The following is a 16,107-nucleotide window of genomic DNA, read 5'->3' as shown; positions in this document are numbered from 1 at the left end:
GCATTACATCCCAAAGGCCGCCTTTACATCCGCTGCCGAGGGAATGGCGTCCGCCGTACCCGGGCGGGTGACTTTCAGGGCTGCCGCCTGCACCGCCCATTCCATCGCCGTGCGGATCGGCATCCCGAAATCGAGCCCCGCCGCCACATAGCCGACAAAGGTGTCTCCCGCTCCAGTGCTGTCAACGGCGGTGACTTTCGGCGAGGTTACCTCGATCACTTCACCGGTCTCGTTCGACCGCCACATCGCGCCCTTCGCGCCCAGCGTGACGAGAACCTGCGGCACCGGGAGCTGATCAAGAGACGTACCCATTTCGGAACAGAGCTGCGATGCCTCGACCGCGTTCATCACCGCCATGGACACATCCGGAATCACCGCACGCACCGCTTCGACGGAGAAAGGTGCTGCGGAATAGATCACGCGCATCCCCTTCACGAGGGCAAAGGTCGCAGCAGGGGCCTGAAGGTTGGTTTCGTTCTGCAACAAAAGCGTGTCGCCCGCTTTCGCCTGATCAATCGCCTGAATGACGAATTCACTGTCCTGCTGCACATTCGCACCCGGATCAATGACAATCATGTTCTCCCCATCGGGGCCGACATAAATCACCGCATGGCCAGTGGGCTCATCCACCTCGCGCAGGAATTTGCAATTTGCCCCGTAGCTCTCGATCCGCTGACGGACCCAAGGGTCGGTCTTGCCGATGGCGCCGATATGATAGACCTCCGCCCCGGCTTTCGCGGCCGCAACGGATTGGTTGGCCCCCTTGCCCCCCAACCCGATCTTGTGCCCTGTGGCACTTAGCGTTTCGCCGGGTCCGGGAAAGCGAGGCAGTGTATAAAAGCGGTCGATATTGACTGAACCGAGATTGAAAATCGCCATTTATACACTCCCCTCATTGATTGGCCCGCAAAGGTTATTTCGTCTGGCCCACCTTGCAGGCCGCGAGTACGGCCATGTTCAGAATATCGTTTACCGTCGAAACGGTTGAACAAATCTGAATAGGTTTATCGACGCCGGTCAAGATCGGGCCAATCACCGTCGCACCGGCCATTTCCTGCATCAGCTTGACGGAGATGGAGGCGGAGTGACGTGCGGGCACGACGAGGATATTGGCCGGACCGGAAAGGCGACAGAACGGGTAAGCCGCCATGGCCTCCGGGTTCAGCGCCACGTCCACTGTCATCTCGCCATCGTATTCAAAATCCGCGCCGCGGGCATCGAGCACTTCGGAGGCCACGTGCATCTTATGGGATCGCTCGGACACGGGGTAACCGAAGGTCGAGAAGGACGCAAAGGCGACACGCGGCTCAATCCCCATGGACCGCGCGACACGCGCAGCGGCCATAGCGATATCGGCCAGATCTTCTTCGACCGGCCATTCATGCACCAGCGTATCGGCGATGAAAATGATCCGGCCCTTGTGCAAAAGCGCCGTGACACCGACCGCCCCATCTTTCGCGGTCGCGTCGAACACGGAATTAATCCGGTCGAGCACATGGGCGGATTTGCGCGTCGCGCCGGTAACAAGACCGTCGGCATGGCCATGGGCCAACATCAGAGCGGAAAACGCGTGACGATCGCGTGCAGCGAGACGGTGAATGTCTTTCTGATCGAATCCTCTGCGTTGCAGGCGTTTGTAGAGGAAATCCTTGTAGTCCTGCAGGTGCGAGGTATTCGCGGCGTTGATGATTTCGATCTCCGAAATCGCTTCGCCGAGCCCCTCTTCCTGCAACTTGCGGCTCACCTCATCGGTACGTCCGACCACAAGCGCACGCCCGAAACCGCCCCGGTGATAGGCCACTGCAGCGCGCAGCACACGCGGATCGTCACCCTCGGCAAAGATCATCGTGGCCTGCTCCTGACGGGCGCGGGCATAGAGGCGTTGCAGCAGATGCGCGGTCGGGTCCATACGGGCCTGAAGGTCCTGCGCATAGCCTTCCATGTCGATGATCGGACGACGGGCGACACCGGTATCCATCCCGGCCTGCGCCACGGCGGGCGGAATGGTATAGATCAGACGCGGATCAAACGGTGTCGGGATGATATAATCGCGACCGAAGGACAGTTTCTGACCATAGGCAAGGGCCACCTCGTCCGGCACGTCTTCGCGAGCGAGCGCGGCAAGCGCCTCGGCACAGGCGATTTTCATCTCGTCGTTGATCGCACGCGCATGGATGTCGAGCGCGCCGCGGAACAGATAGGGAAAGCCCAGAACGTTGTTCACCTGATTGGGATAGTCGGAACGCCCGGTCGCGACGATCACGTCATCGCGCACGGCATGGGCGTCTTCGGGCGTGATCTCCGGGTCCGGGTTTGCCATCGCGAAGATCACGGCATTGGGCGCCATGGATTTCACCATGTCCTGCGTCACGGCGCCTTTGGCAGAGACGCCGAGGAACACGTCCGCCCCCTCCATTGCCTCCGCCAGCGTCCGAGCATCGGTCACGGCGGCATGGGCCGATTTCCACTGGTTCATGCCCTCGGTGCGGCCTTGGTATATCACGCCCTTGGTGTCGCACATGATGCAATTGTCATGACGCGCCCCCATGGCCTTGACCAATTCAAGACAGGCGATCCCGGCAGCACCGGCACCGTTCAGCACGATTTTACAGTCTTCGATTTTCTTACCGGAGATATGCAGCGCATTAATCAGCCCGGCGGCACAAATCACAGCCGTGCCATGTTGGTCGTCATGGAAGACAGGAATGTCCATCTCTTCCTTGAGCTTCTGCTCGATAATGAAACATTCGGGCGCCTTGATGTCTTCGAGGTTGATGCCGCCAAAGGTCGGGCCCATCAGGCGCACGGCACGGATGATTTCCTCCGGGTCCTCGGTATCGAGTTCGATGTCGATGGAGTTCACATCGGCGAAGCGTTTGAACAGAACCGCCTTGCCTTCCATCACCGGCTTGGAGGCCAGCGCACCGAGATTGCCGAGACCCAGAACGGCGGTACCGTTGGAAATCACCGCAACGAGGTTGCCCTTGTTCGTATAGTCATAGGCGGTCTCGGGCAATTGTGCGATCGCCTCGCAAGGCACAGCTACACCCGGAGAATAGGCCAGCGACAGATCGCGCTGAGTGGACATCGGCACACTCGGCGTCACGTCGAACTTGCCGGGGCGCGGTTTCATGTGAAACGTCAGCGCTTCTTCTCGGGTTTGCTTGGTTTTGGACATGCGCGCGTGCCTCCTCGTCGTCAGTCGGTCCTACTTACCCACAGCCCGGAGGATGCTCAACAAAAAGAACGCGATCTGGCCCTTTACCTCCCCTATCGGAGCGATAAGTTGGTCCGAAATCAAAACCGGATGCCAACAGTGACCTCACAAACGCCCGCCGCCACGCCTATGATGGCGCAATATCTCGAAATCAAGTCGCGGCATCGCGATGCGCTCCTGTTTTACCGCATGGGCGATTTCTACGAGATGTTCTTTGACGACGCGATAGCCGCCTCCGAAGCACTCGATATCGCGCTGACGAAACGTGGCAAACATGCAGGCGACGATATTCCGATGTGCGGCGTACCGGTACACGCAGCGGAAACCTATTTGCTCAACCTTATTCGCAAGGGCTTCAAAGTCGCCGTTTGCGAACAGCTCGAAGACCCATCCGAAGCGAAAAAGCGCGGGTCCAAATCGGTAGTGAAACGCGATGTGGTGCGCCTCGTTACCCCTGGCACACTGACCGAAGACAGCCTTCTGGATGCGCGGCGTCACAATTTCCTCGCGGCTTATGCGGAAATCCGCGAAGAGGGCGCGCTTGCCTGGGTCGATATTTCCACGGGGGCCTTTCATGTCATGCCCTGCCCGCTTGTCGGACTTGGGCCCGAACTGGCGCGACTGAACCCGTCCGAAATCGTGGTGTCCGAGGCTCATGACGCGAACTGGGCTGAATTCGTGCCTGATTTTCATGATCGCATGACCGACCTGTCGCGGTCGTCTTTTGACAGCACCTCAGCGCAAACCCGCCTGACGGAGCTTTTCAAAGTTTCGTCGATGGATGCCTTCGGACAGTTCACCCTGCCCGAGATTTCCGCGATGGGTGCGATCATCGACTATCTGGACATCACGCAGAAAGGCAAACTGCCGCTGGTGCGGCGGCCCGTGCGGGAATCCTTGCGTGGCGCGATGCAGATCGACGCCTCGACCCGGCGCAATCTTGAGATTTCGCATTCGCTCTCCGGATCGCGCGAAGGCTCTCTGATCGCAACCATGGACCGCACGGTCACGGCAGCGGGCGGGCGGCTTCTGGAACGCCGTCTGGCCAGCCCCTCGCGTGATGTGGCGGTGATTACCGACCGGCTCGATGCAATCACTTTCGCGATTGAAAACACACGAACGGCTCAGTCCCTGCGCGAAGCGTTGCGCAAGGTTCCGGATATGGAGCGTTCCTTGTCCCGGCTCGGTCTCGACCGTGGCGGACCGCGTGATCTTGCCGCAATACGTAACGGACTCACGCAAGCTGAGAGCATTCGAGATATCCTCGTAGATGCTCCGGTTTCGACCCTGATCCAGCAGAAAATGGCGTTTCTGACCGATCATGCCGAACTCATAGACCTTCTGGATGCGGCTCTGGTCGCGGAACCTCCGCTCCTGTCTCGCGACGGTGGGTTCATTGCCCCAGATTACGACGCGGAACTCGACGAATGCCGCACATTGCGCGATGAAGGACGCGGCGTCATTGCCTCCCTGCAAAAGAAATACGCCGAAATGACCGGCGTGCAGTCGCTCAAGGTCAAGCATAACAATGTGCTCGGCTATTTCATCGAAACCACCTCGACCCATGCGGAAAAAATGCTCTCCGCACCGCTGTCGGAGACCTTTATCCATCGTCAGACCACCGCCAATCAGGTGCGCTTTACGACGCTGGAGTTGTCCGAACTTGAAACCAAAATCCATAACGCGGGCGGGCGGGCGCTTGAGATCGAAAAACGTCTCTTTGAAGTGCTTCGCATGGCCATTCTGGAACGTGCCCCGGCGATCAACGATGCCTCTGGAGCACTTGCAGAACTGGACCTGATCACAGCGCTTGCCGATCTGGCGCAAAACGAGGGTTGGACGCGCCCTCAGGTGGATTTGGGTCGCGAATTCCTTGTCACAGGCGGGCGTCACCCGGTTGTGGAACGCGCACTACGCAAACAGGGCGGAGAAAAATTCGTTGCCAACGATTGCGCTCTGTCCGACGGGCACGACGGTGCTGCGATCTGGCTTTTGACCGGGCCGAACATGGCCGGTAAATCGACCTTTCTGCGGCAAAACGCGCTGATCGCGCTGATCGCACAGGCCGGCTCCTATGTCCCGGCGGAACGGGCGCATATCGGGGTGGTATCTCAGCTTTTCTCCCGCGTCGGTGCGTCGGACGATCTGGCGCGTGGGCGCTCGACCTTCATGGTCGAAATGGTCGAAACTGCCGCGATCCTCAATCAGGCAGATGACCGGGCCTTGGTCATCCTCGATGAAATCGGACGTGGTACGGCAACCTATGACGGGTTATCGATTGCCTGGGCGACGCTCGAACATCTGCACGATGTCAACAAATGCCGAGCACTGTTTGCGACGCATTACCATGAAATGACATCGCTCTCCGACAAACTGCCCGGCGCGGACAATGCGACTGTGGCGGTAAAGGAATGGGAGGGTGAAGTGATTTTCCTCCATGAGGTGATCAAGGGGAAGGCGGATCGTTCCTACGGGGTTCAGGTGGCGCGGCTCGCCGGCCTGCCGGATGCGGTGGTGGCGCGTGCGAAATCCGTTCTGGAGACTCTGGAGAAGGGTCAGGCGGAAAGTGCCGCAAACCCGAAAGCGATCATCGACGATCTGCCGTTGTTCGCCGCCATTCCTCCCGCACCGCCGCCCGCCGCCCCAAAAGAGAGCAAGGTCGAGAAAAAGCTCGCCGAGGTTTCCCCCGACGAGCTGTCTCCGAGAGAAGCGTTGCAGCTTCTCTATGATCTCAAAGCGATGATTTAAGCGGGCGTCGAGGACACGCCGACCTGCGCCGGACGCAGCAGACGGTCGTGGATCATGAAACCGACGTTCATCACCTGAATGATGTCGCCCGCTTTTGTGTTCGGGACCGGGGCCTCGAACATGGCTTCGTGCTGGTTCGGATCGAACTTGTCGCCCACTTCGGGAGCAATGATCTGAATCCCATGCTTGCCGAAAACGTTCAGCAACTCGCGCATGGTCAACTCGATGCCCTCGATCAGCGCAGCCTGCTGTTCGCGCTGTTCTTCGGTGATCGTATCGACCGCCCGTTTCATGTTGTCGAACACCGGCAACATATCGCGCGCCAGTTTCGAGCCACCGTAGTTTTCCGCCTCGCGACGGTCACGATCTGCGCGTTTGCGGGAGTTTTCCGCATCGGCCACCGCGCGCATGAAGCGGTCACGGAATTCGTCGCGCTCGGCACGGAGCTGTTCCAGCTCGGCCATCACATCATCCTCATCCGGGCCTTCGAGAGCCTCCTCGGAAGTGATATCGATGATTTCGTCGATCTCGGTTTCGATCTCTTCAGACATGTCTTTTTTCGGATCCGTCATGTTCCACCTTTTCACGCCTTGCCGGACAAAATCCGCCCCACAAGCTGGGCCGTGTAGTCGACGATCGGAACGATCCGCCCATAATTGAGACGGGTCGGTCCGATGACGCCCACGGCACCGATAATTTTTCGTTCAGCGTTCATATATGGAGAAACCACCAAAGAGGAACCCGAAAGAGAGAAAAGTTTGTTCTCAGAGCCGATGAAAATGCGCACCCCCTCGCCATCCTCGGTCAATTCGAGAAATTCGGCGATGTCACGCTTCTTTTCGAGATCGTCGAACAGGGTCCTGATCCGGTCGAGTTCATCGGCCTCCGCACTTTCGCCCAGAAGATTTGCACGCCCGCGCACGATGAGACGCTCATAGGAGGATCCCTCGCCCTCCCAAAAGGCCGAACCGTTTTCGATCAATTCGGCGGCAAGGCTGTCGAGTTCCTGACGGCGCATCCTGATCTCACGCTCAACGACAGCCCGCAATTCGGCAAGGGTTTTGCCCTCAGCCAGTGCGTTGAGAAAATTCGCAGCCTCACGCAAGGAAGAGGGGGTTTGCCCGATGGGCGGCGCGAAGACGCGATTTTCCACCTGCCCGTCGGCAAAAACCAGAATGACCAGAGCACGATCCGGTGCGAGGCTGACGAATTCCACATGTTTCACAGGGGCTTCGTGTTTCGGCGCAAGCACAAGGCTTGCACCTTGCGTGAGCCCCGAAAGCGCCGATCCGACCCGGTCCAGCATACCACCAACATCGCTGCTTTCATTGCGGACAGTGTGCTCCATCTTGGCACGCACGTCATCTGTGACGGTACCGACCTCCAGCAGACCATCGACAAAAAGCCGCAGCCCGAGCTGGGTCGGAACCCGGCCAGCGGAGACATGCGGGCTGTCGAGAAGTCCGAGATATTCGAGATCCTGCATCACGTTACGGATCGTCGCGGCGGAGACCTTTTCGCTCATCGTCCGCGTCAGTGTACGCGAACCGACGGGACCGCCACTGTCGAGATAGCCTTCGACCACACGCCGAAACACCTCCCGCGAGCGGTCGTTCATTTCAGCAATCATATTGGCTCGTTCGGTCATTTTTCCTGCGTCTTTATAGACCTCATGCAATTAAAAGACATCGGGCACGGGGGTCAATGAGGCTTGCGTGTCCGAGCCCCTCTTCGCTATGTCTGCCGCAACACATGCGGAAGGATTTATCATGCGACCCTCGGGTAGAAATTTAGACGAGATGCGGCCGATTTCAATCGAGACCGGTGTGACAAAACATGCCGAAGGGTCTTGTCTGATCCGCTGCGGTGACACTCATGTGCTTTGCACCGCCACGATTGAGGAGCGCGTGCCGCCGTTCATGCGCAATTCCGGTCAGGGCTGGGTCACCGCCGAATATGGCATGCTGCCGCGCTCGACCTCATCGCGGATGCGGCGTGAAGCGTCTCAGGGCAAACAAGGCGGGCGCACAGTAGAAATTCAGCGCCTGATCGGGCGTTCCCTGCGCGCCGGTGTGGATCGCGTGGCTCTTGGCGAACGTCAGATCACCGTGGACTGCGATGTGATCCAAGCCGATGGCGGCACCCGCTGCGCCTCCATCACAGGTGGTTGGGTTGCGCTGCGTCTCGCCGTCAACAAACTGATCAAGGCGGGCGATCTCATTTCCGATCCACTGATGTCGAATGTCGCGGCCGTGTCCTGTGGCATCTATGCTGGCCAGCCGGTGCTCGATCTCGATTATCCCGAGGATTCCGAGGCCGGCGTTGACGGGAACTTCATCATGATGGCGAATGGTCAACTGATCGAAACCCAGATGAGCGCCGAAGGGGCCACCTATTCCCGTGCGCAGATGAATGAGCTTCTCGATCTCGCCGAAAAAGGCGTGGCGGAACTTGTCGCCGCACAAAACGCGGCGGTCGCGTGATGCGCAGCTTCGACGGCAACAAACTGGTCCTCGCCTCTCATAACAAAGGCAAGCTTCGTGAAATCGCGGAGCTTATGGAACCTTTCGGGATCGAAGTCATCTCCGCTGGTGAGCTTGGCTTCGAAGAACCAGAAGAGACCGAAGACACATTTGCCGGAAACGCGCGGATCAAGGCGCATTTTGCCGCCAAGTCCAGCGGCCTCCCTGCCCTCTCCGATGACAGCGGTCTTGCGATTGATGGGCTTGGGGGCGCACCCGGTGTGTATTCCGCGGACTGGGCCGAAACGCCCAATGGCCGCGATTTTGCAATGGCTATGCAAAAAGTCTGGGACCGCCTCGAAGAGACAAACGCAGCCGAACCTCGCACCGCGCGCTTTTGTTGCACACTCTGCCTCGCCTGGCCCGATGGTCATGACGAGATTTTCGAAGGCACCGTCGAAGGCCGAATTGTTTGGCCCGCACGCGGTCTGCATGGCTTCGGCTACGACCCGATGTTCCTTCCCGACGGTGAATCTGAAACGTTCGGGGAAATGGACCACGCACGGAAACAGGCCATGAGCCACCGTGCAGATGCGTTTCGTAAACTGGTCTCCGGACCCTTCAAGGATCTCAACACATGAGTACCCGCAAACTGATCTCTTCCGGCTCTGATTTCGAGAAAGTCATGGGCTACTCCCGAGCCGTGGTGCAGGGTGACTGGTGTTTCGTGTCCGGTACCACGGGTTACGATTACGCCACGATGACCATGCCGGAGAGCATCGCCGATCAGGCACGCAACGCGTTCAAAACCATCTCCAGCGTACTGGAGGGTGAGGATTTCTCGCTCAAGGATACGGTACGTGTGCAATACACGATCACCGATGCCGCCCTAGTGGACGAAGTTGTCTCGGCACTTGGCGAGTTTCTTGCCGATATTCGCCCGGCGGCCACCATGGTCGTTGCTGATCTCATCAAACCCGAGATGAAGATCGAAATCGAAATCACGGCTTTCAAAGGCTGACAATGGAAGACTGGCAAAACGGTGGCTTTGGCCTCTATATCCATTGGCCGTTTTGCCAGTCGAAATGCCCCTATTGCGATTTCAACTCCCATGTTGCCGCGTCGATTGATCAGTCGGCATGGGAACGCGCCTATCTGTCCGAGATCGAACGTGTTTCACGGGAAACATCGGGACGAGTTCTGAACACAGTATTTTTCGGAGGCGGCACGCCCTCTCTAATGGACCCCGAGCTTGTAAATGCCATTTTAGGCAAGGTTCGAGACTGTTGGAGACTTGCGAACGATGTGGAAATCACGCTTGAAGCCAATCCCACTTCTGTCGAAGCGGGTCGTTTTCAGGGCTATCGCGACGCCGGCGTCAATCGCGTTTCGATGGGGATTCAATCTCTGCATGACGAGGATCTCAGACGACTTGGTCGGCTACATTCGGTTTCCGAGGCGCAGAAAGCCTTTGAAATTGCCCGAAACACCTTTGATCGCGTGAGTTTCGATCTGATTTACGCCCGCCAGGGCCAGACGAAGGACGCTTGGCGCAAGGAATTGCGCGAAGCTCTGTCCATGGCGGTCGATCATTTGTCGCTTTACCAGCTGACGATCGAGCAAGGCACAGCCTTCGGAGATCGTTACAATCGCGGTCAGCTTCGCAATTTACCTACGGATGATGACGCAGCAGACATGTATTTCATCACTCAGGAAGAGTGTGAAAAGGCGGGTATGCCCGCCTATGAAGTGTCTAATCACGCCCAAAAGGGCTCTGAAAGCCACCATAATCTGATCTACTGGCGCTATGGCGATTATGCCGGGATCGGACCCGGTGCACATGCGCGGCTGACATTTGGCGGACAGAAATACGCCATCGACACCCCCCTGTCGCCGCAACTCTGGCTCGCCTCGGTCGAGCAAAACGGCCATGGGGAAAATCCTCGCGAAGCGCTCAGTGGTTACGATCAGGCCGTTGAATACCTCATGATGGGGCTAAGAATTACCGAAGGCGTCGAGATTGAGCGGCTCTCGGCCCTTTTGGGACAAGAATTTTCAATTGAAAGCAATTACTTAATTGATGATGGTTTTGTGAAAAAGGAAAAGGGCCGCCTTTCCGTATCGGAAAAAGGTCGGCCCCTGCTGAATGCAATCATCCGGGATTTGATCCCGGACGCTTAAGCACCCCGCGACAAGATCGCGCAAAGCGTGTCCAGTTCATCCAGACTTTCATAAGAAATCGTCACAGTTCCCTGCTCCGTACCATCTTTATGTGTGATACTCACCTTCATGCGAATTGCTGCCGAGAGATCGCCTTCGAGCGCCCTCGTATCCGCATCTTTCTCAGCGGAGCTAGACGTTTTGGGGCTTTTAGGCTGGGTTGGGGTCTTTTCTCCCTTCACCAGCTTTTCAGTTTCACGGACGGAAAGCCCTTTATGAATAATCTCGCGCGCCAATTCAGATGGATTGTCGGCCGTCACGAGCGCCCGCGCGTGCCCAGCGGAAAGCTGGCCTTCAATCACATAATCCCGAACATCAGACGGAAGCTGCAAAAGACGCATCAGGTTGGCAATGTGACTCCGGCTTTTCCCCAAAGCTTCAGATAGTTTTTCCTGGGTATGGCCGAAGCGCTCCATAAGCTGTTTGTAACCAGCCGCCTCCTCAATCGCGTTCAGATCGGAACGCTGAATGTTCTCAATAATCGCGACTTCGAGCACTTCCGTGTCGGAATAATCGCGCACCAGAACCGGAAGTTCGTGCAAACGCGCCAATTGCGAGGCCCGCCAGCGCCGTTCACCGGCCACAATCTCATACTCACCCGCCTTACGCGGATTTTCTCGCACGATCAGAGGCTGAATCACCCCTTTTTCGCGAATTGATTCGGCCAGCTCATCCAACGCAGACTGATCAAAAGTGCGACGCGGCTGATCTGGATTAGGCTCAATCTTCTCAATCGGAACCATCATATCGGCACGACGAGGCTCAGTCGCAGCTTCAGGGGACACAGTATCCTGCGTGACATCCGCCATTAATGCTGACAATCCGCGCCCCAGACCTCTGTTCTTTGTTCTGCCCGATTGCGACATGTTTTATCGTCCTTTTTTTGCCAAAACTTCGAGGGCGAGCGCCTGATACGCCTGACTCCCTTTCGAAGCCGGATCATAATCCAGAACTGGAAGTGCAAAAGACGGCGCCTCGCTGATCCGGACATTGCGTGGAATGACCGTCTGAAACACCAGATCCCCGAGGTTATCACGTGCGTCCTGTTCCACTTGCCGGGACAAGTTGTTGCGTTGATCATACATCGTCAACACAACACCTTCGATTCTTAATTTTGAATTGGCGGTTTGCCGCACTTCGCGGACAGTCAACATGAGCTGCGACAGCCCCTCAAGCGCGAAAAACTCGCTTTGCAGAGGAACAAGCACGGAATCGGCGGCAACCATTGCGTTGACGGTCAGCAGGCTGAGCGAAGGCGGGCAATCGATGAGGATAAAATCAAAGAGAAAATCGTCAATTGCGGGCTGGCGCAGCGCATCGTGCAAGAGATAGCTGCGTTTTTCATTGGCAACCATTTCAATATCGGCGGAGCTTAAATCCACCGTTGCAGGAGAGATCCAAAGTCCTTCGAATTCCGTGGTCTGAATCACGTCGTGAAGATCGACATCTCCAAGCACAAGATCATAGGTGGTATAATTCCGGTTTTCCGGATCAATCCCCAAGCCGGTTGACGCGTTGCCTTGAGGATCAAGATCGACAACCAGCACTCGACACCCGGTTTTCACCAGCGCCGCAGCGAGATTGATCGAAGTCGTCGTTTTTCCAACCCCGCCCTTCTGGTTCGCCACCGCAATAATTTTCGGACTGTTGGGTTTGGAAAGGTCAGACACGCTCAATATCTCCGATAAGAAGGATGACGGATTCGGGATCCGTGACGCTCGGGTATTCTTCGTAGCTGAAGCGCCAGCTTTCAAGGGATTCGGAGATCTCTTCACGGAAAGAAATCCCTTTCATGAAAATGGCGTGTCCTCCCTGCCCCATATGCCTTTCGGCGAAACCCAGAAGTTTGGATAAGCTGGCCAAGGCACGTGCAGATATGAGATCGGCGTGAAGTGGCGCAACCTGTTCGATACGTTGTGACCGAACATCGACATCGAGTTCCAACTTACGCGCCACAGTTCGGAGAAATGTCGCTTTGCGTTGATCCGATTCTATGAGCGTGAAGCGGATTTCAGGTGACAATTCCTTGGCCAGAACCGCACAGACAAGACCAGGAAAACCACCGCCACTTCCGAAATCAGCCCAATGACGAAGGCCTTTGGGGGCTATGGAGAAAATCTGAACCGAATCGACAAAGTGACGCTGCCACGCTTGTTCCAACGTCGATTTAGAAACCAGATTGATCACCGGATTCCATTTTTTCAAAAGCGCCAGATAACTTTCAAGGCGCTCCAATGTTTCACGTGAAACATCGAGACCCGCTATTTTTTCGATTTGCATCAGGAAGCCTTCTGACGCTGAACCTGACGTAGGCGCGCCAAGATCAAGGTTACTGCCGCTGGCGTCATCCCTTCCACGCGTCCGGCCTGAGCAATGGTTTGAGGCCGTGCTTTGGTTAGCTTTGTCCGCAATTCGTTCGAAAGTCCGCTCAACGCAGAATAATCGAAATCATCCGGAATGATGTTTTCTTCATCCCGTTTCAGCGCCTCAACATCCCGCTTTTGACGTTCGATGTAATTCGCATAAAGCGCATCGCGTGCAAGCTGTTCCTGTATTTCAGGCGCAATATCCGCGAGAGCGGGTTCAAGAGAAATCACGTGTTCAAACGTCACATCCGGAAATGCGAGAACCTGATAAGCATTGCGTCGCGCGCCATCAGAACTCACAGAAATACCGACTGCGCCCAATTGACGAGGCGTATAGCTGGTGCTTTCAAGCTGTTCCCGAGCTTTATGCAGAACTTCCATTTTTTCCCTGAAAGCAATCTTGCGCCCTTCCCCCACAAGGCCAAGCTCAAGACCTTTTTCAGTGAGACGTTGGTCAGCGTTGTCTGCGCGCAGGGATAAACGAAATTCCGCGCGAGAGGTAAACATGCGATAGGGCTCGCTCACACCTCGGGTCACCAAATCGTCGATCATAACTCCGATATAACTGTCGGAACGGGTGAAGGTCACACCCTCCTGCCCCATAGATTTACGGGCAGCATTCATACCAGCTACAAGACCTTGTGCGGCCGCTTCTTCATAGCCCGTTGTGCCGTTGATCTGTCCCGCCAAGAAAAGTCCAGGCACATCGCGCAACTCAAGCGTCAGGCGCAACGCGCGCGGATCCACGTAATCGTATTCAATGGCGTAACCCGGTTGAAGAATTTCGACCTCTTCGAGACCACGAATCGAACGCACGTAATCGTCCTGAACTTCGACAGGCAAAGAGGTTGAGATTCCGTTCGGATAGACGGTGTCGTCATCAATCCCCTCGGGTTCAAGGAAAATCTGATGTGAGGTTTTGTCGGCAAAGCGCACGATCTTGTCTTCGATCGACGGACAATAGCGCGGACCAACACCCTCTATATGACCGCCGTACATCGCGGATCGGGACAGGTTACCCCGAATAATGTCATGGGTTTTCTCGTTCGTGTGGGTAATCCCGCAGGACACCTGACGCGCAAAAGGTTTGCGATTCAGGAAGGAAAACACCACAGGATCTTCATCCCCAGGCTGTTCTTCAAGAATATCCCAGTTGATCGTTTTGCCATTGAGACGAGGGGGTGTGCCGGTTTTCAACCGTCCGATGGGCAGATCAAACCCATAAAGACGATCTGCCAAAGCAATCGAGGGCTTATCCCCCATACGCCCTCCCGGACGTTTGACGTCTCCGATATGGATCAAACCATTCAGGAAAGTGCCAGTCGTAAGAACCACACTACCGGATTTCACTTCCGAACCGTCTCCCAAAACAACGCCTGCAACGGCTTCGCCAGCCATCAGGAGATCAGTCACTTCGGCTTCGATGATCGTCAGATTTGGTGTCGCCTCAAGTTCCGCAAGCATTTCAGTGCGGTAAATCTTACGATCCGCCTGCGCACGCGGTCCTTGCACGGCTGGGCCTTTGCGGCGATTCAAAAGACGGAACTGTATCCCCGCCTTATCTGCAATCCGCCCCATCACACCGTCGAGCGCATCGACTTCGCGCACAAGATGACCTTTACCAAGACCACCGATTGCAGGGTTACAGGACATCACCCCGATGTTCTCGCGCTTCAGCGTCACAAGTGCGGTGTGCGCACCCATTCGCGCCGCTGCCGCTGCCGCATCGCATCCTGCATGGCCGCCACCCACGACGACAACATCGAAGTCGGTATGTTTCACGTGAAACACTCCTTGCTCATTTACCGATGCAGAAACTGGAGAAAATCTCACCAAGCACAGCTTCCACATCAATTCGCCCGACCAGACAATCCAGCGCATGAATCGCCCGCCGCAGCTCTTCGGCAGCAAGCTCGGTCCGGTCAGGCCCGTTCAATACCTCATTTCGCGCCGATTCCATAGAGGCCAGCGCTGCTTTCATAGCCACACGATGCCTTTCCCGGATCGCGGTCGAGGCAGAACTTGCGCGCATGCTCAGGGTTTCGGCGATCCCCGCCACCATGAGATCGACGCCACGCCCCGTCTTACCCGAAACGGAGAGCATCTTTCCAGAATATTCACCCGCGTCATCTTTTCCGATCACCACGAGATCCCCTTCTTCGGGTTCGATCTCCGGCTTGGCATCGGGCGATGGAATCAGAATCACACGCAGATCGGCATGCCGGGCCCGCTCGCGCGCCCTCTCGATGCCGATAGCTTCGACGACATCTTCGGTCTCCCGAAGTCCTGCCGTATCGAGAAGCGTGACAGGCAGACCTTTCAACTCCATCCGCACTTCGATAACATCGCGCGTCGTGCCCGCAACTTCGGACGTGATCGCCGCTTCGCGCCCGGCAAGCATATTGAGCAAGGTGGACTTACCCACATTCGGAGGGCCGACGATGGCAACTTCAAACCCATCTCGGATGCGTTCGGCCATTTTTGCGCCCGCGACTTCGGCTTCCAGTTCGATCATCACCTCCGCGATCAGAACCAGAACTTCGGGCGAAACGTCGGTAGGAACCTCTTCATCGGCGAAATCAATCGTAGCTTCCAGCAGAGCCGCGGACCGCAAAAGCGCGCGACGCCAGCGTTCGGTTTTCTCCCCCAGAGCCCCGGAAAACACTTTCAAGGCCTGACGTCTTTGAACTTCGGTTTCCGCCTCGATTAAATCGGCAAGCCCTTCGACCTGTGCCAGGTCGAGACGCTCATTTTCCAATGCACGCCGCGTAAACTCCCCGGCTTCAGCCAGACGCAGACCGTCAATTTCCGAAAGGGATTTCAACACTGCATTCACAATGGCAATCGAACCATGAAGCTGCAATTCCGCGCTTTGTTCGCCAGTGAAGGACGCGCCTTCCTCAAAGCAAATTACCAAAGCTTCATCGAGTACAATCCCATCGCGATCCTTGAGCTGCCGCAGCGCCGTGCGCTTCGGCGCAGGCACATCACCAGCCAGCATTTCGACAACCCAAAACGCAAGCGGCCCGGAAATCCGGACCACTGCGACACCCGCCTTGCCACGAGCCGTTGCTAGGGCGTAAATCGTATCCAT

Annotated in this window: 14 protein-coding genes; 5 read left to right on the top strand and 9 right to left on the bottom strand. The window is 56.7% G+C overall.

Features of this window, described 5'->3' with window-relative positions; all coding sequences use genetic code 11:
• Nucleotides 1-3: 3 nt before the first annotated feature.
• The gene (locus tag C8N42_RS14050; protein ID WP_107817208.1) at nt 4-879 is read right to left on the bottom strand and encodes a ribokinase; all 876 of its coding nucleotides are present in this window, start codon (nt 877-879) and stop codon (nt 4-6) included.
• A 34-nt stretch (nt 880-913) separates the two neighbouring features.
• Nucleotides 914-3,178 (bottom strand): NADP-dependent malic enzyme, encoded by a 2,265-nt coding sequence (locus C8N42_RS14045; RefSeq protein ID WP_107817207.1) that lies wholly within the window; start codon nt 3,176-3,178, stop codon nt 914-916.
• 129 nt (nt 3,179-3,307) lie between these two features.
• Between C8N42_RS14045 and mutS the strand changes: the two genes are divergently transcribed.
• Nucleotides 3,308-5,965 (top strand): DNA mismatch repair protein MutS, encoded by a 2,658-nt coding sequence (mutS, locus tag C8N42_RS14040; protein ID WP_245890144.1) that lies wholly within the window; start codon nt 3,308-3,310, stop codon nt 5,963-5,965.
• Here mutS and C8N42_RS14035 read toward each other — a convergent pair.
• Nucleotides 5,962-6,537, bottom strand: a complete 576-nt coding sequence (locus C8N42_RS14035) for a nucleotide exchange factor GrpE (protein WP_107817206.1) — start codon at nt 6,535-6,537, stop codon at nt 5,962-5,964. The genes mutS and C8N42_RS14035 overlap by 4 nt on opposite strands.
• An 11-nt stretch (nt 6,538-6,548) precedes the next feature.
• Nucleotides 6,549-7,613, bottom strand: coding sequence for a heat-inducible transcriptional repressor HrcA (hrcA, locus tag C8N42_RS14030; RefSeq protein WP_107817205.1), 1,065 nt, complete (start codon nt 7,611-7,613; stop codon nt 6,549-6,551).
• Nucleotides 7,614-7,734: 121 nt separating this feature from the next.
• On the opposite strand from hrcA, the gene rph reads away from it, so the two are divergent.
• From rph to hemW, 4 genes are read left to right on the top strand one after another with little or no spacing between them, the layout of a single operon-like run.
• Nucleotides 7,735-8,448 carry a ribonuclease PH gene (rph, locus tag C8N42_RS14025; RefSeq protein WP_107817204.1) on the top strand — a complete coding sequence of 238 codons (714 nt, stop codon included), beginning with the start codon at nt 7,735-7,737 and terminating at the stop codon, nt 8,446-8,448.
• Nucleotides 8,448-9,068, top strand: coding sequence for an RdgB/HAM1 family non-canonical purine NTP pyrophosphatase (rdgB, locus tag C8N42_RS14020; RefSeq protein WP_107817203.1), 621 nt, complete (start codon nt 8,448-8,450; stop codon nt 9,066-9,068). Before rph ends, rdgB begins: the two co-directional genes overlap by 1 nt.
• A complete protein-coding gene (locus tag C8N42_RS14015; RefSeq protein WP_107817202.1) occupies nt 9,065-9,448 on the top strand; it encodes a RidA family protein in 384 nt (127 codons plus the stop codon). The genes rdgB and C8N42_RS14015 overlap by 4 nt, the downstream gene beginning before the upstream one ends.
• 2 nt (nt 9,449-9,450) lie before the next feature.
• Nucleotides 9,451-10,608: a radical SAM family heme chaperone HemW gene (gene hemW, locus C8N42_RS14010; protein WP_107817201.1), complete on the top strand. Its 1,158-nt coding sequence runs from the start codon at nt 9,451-9,453 to the stop codon at nt 10,606-10,608.
• On the opposite strand, the gene C8N42_RS14005 is transcribed toward hemW, so the two are convergent.
• From C8N42_RS14005 to mnmE, 5 genes are read right to left on the bottom strand one after another with little or no spacing between them, the layout of a single operon-like run.
• Nucleotides 10,605-11,513 (bottom strand): ParB/RepB/Spo0J family partition protein, encoded by a 909-nt coding sequence (locus tag C8N42_RS14005; protein WP_107817200.1) that lies wholly within the window; start codon nt 11,511-11,513, stop codon nt 10,605-10,607. The two genes, hemW and C8N42_RS14005, sit on opposite strands and share 4 nt — an antisense overlap.
• Nucleotides 11,514-11,516: 3 nt before the next feature.
• Nucleotides 11,517-12,317, bottom strand: coding sequence for a ParA family protein (locus C8N42_RS14000; protein WP_107817199.1), 801 nt, complete (start codon nt 12,315-12,317; stop codon nt 11,517-11,519).
• Nucleotides 12,310-12,927: a 16S rRNA (guanine(527)-N(7))-methyltransferase RsmG gene (gene rsmG, locus C8N42_RS13995; RefSeq protein WP_107817198.1), complete on the bottom strand. Its 618-nt coding sequence runs from the start codon at nt 12,925-12,927 to the stop codon at nt 12,310-12,312. Before rsmG ends, C8N42_RS14000 begins: the two co-directional genes overlap by 8 nt.
• Nucleotides 12,927-14,795 (bottom strand): tRNA uridine-5-carboxymethylaminomethyl(34) synthesis enzyme MnmG, encoded by a 1,869-nt coding sequence (gene mnmG, locus C8N42_RS13990; protein ID WP_107817265.1) that lies wholly within the window; start codon nt 14,793-14,795, stop codon nt 12,927-12,929. Before mnmG ends, rsmG begins: the two co-directional genes overlap by 1 nt.
• Before the next feature lie 16 nt (nt 14,796-14,811).
• Nucleotides 14,812-16,107 (bottom strand): tRNA uridine-5-carboxymethylaminomethyl(34) synthesis GTPase MnmE, encoded by a 1,296-nt coding sequence (gene mnmE, locus C8N42_RS13985; RefSeq protein ID WP_107817197.1) that lies wholly within the window; start codon nt 16,105-16,107, stop codon nt 14,812-14,814.

Origin of the sequence: Celeribacter persicus (assembly GCF_003050785.1) — a bacterium.
Lineage (GTDB): Bacteria > Pseudomonadota > Alphaproteobacteria > Rhodobacterales > Rhodobacteraceae > Celeribacter > Celeribacter persicus.
This window is presented reverse-complemented; position numbering and strand designations above follow the sequence as displayed.

Coding starts and splice junctions, on each gene's coding strand:
- C8N42_RS14050 (WP_107817208.1), bottom strand. CDS start 879: ATGGCGATTTTCAATCTCGGTTCAGTCAATATCGACCGCTTTTATACA.
- C8N42_RS14045 (WP_107817207.1), bottom strand. CDS start 3,178: ATGTCCAAAACCAAGCAAACCCGAGAAGAAGCGCTGACGTTTCACATG.
- mutS (WP_245890144.1), top strand. CDS start 3,308: ATGCCAACAGTGACCTCACAAACGCCCGCCGCCACGCCTATGATGGCG.
- C8N42_RS14035 (WP_107817206.1), bottom strand. CDS start 6,537: ATGACGGATCCGAAAAAAGACATGTCTGAAGAGATCGAAACCGAGATC.
- hrcA (WP_107817205.1), bottom strand. CDS start 7,613: ATGACCGAACGAGCCAATATGATTGCTGAAATGAACGACCGCTCGCGG.
- rph (WP_107817204.1), top strand. CDS start 7,735: ATGCGACCCTCGGGTAGAAATTTAGACGAGATGCGGCCGATTTCAATC.
- rdgB (WP_107817203.1), top strand. CDS start 8,448: ATGCGCAGCTTCGACGGCAACAAACTGGTCCTCGCCTCTCATAACAAA.
- C8N42_RS14015 (WP_107817202.1), top strand. CDS start 9,065: ATGAGTACCCGCAAACTGATCTCTTCCGGCTCTGATTTCGAGAAAGTC.
- hemW (WP_107817201.1), top strand. CDS start 9,451: ATGGAAGACTGGCAAAACGGTGGCTTTGGCCTCTATATCCATTGGCCG.
- C8N42_RS14005 (WP_107817200.1), bottom strand. CDS start 11,513: ATGTCGCAATCGGGCAGAACAAAGAACAGAGGTCTGGGGCGCGGATTG.
- rsmG (WP_107817198.1), bottom strand. CDS start 12,927: ATGCAAATCGAAAAAATAGCGGGTCTCGATGTTTCACGTGAAACATTG.
- mnmE (WP_107817197.1), bottom strand. CDS start 16,107: ATGGATACGATTTACGCCCTAGCAACGGCTCGTGGCAAGGCGGGTGTC.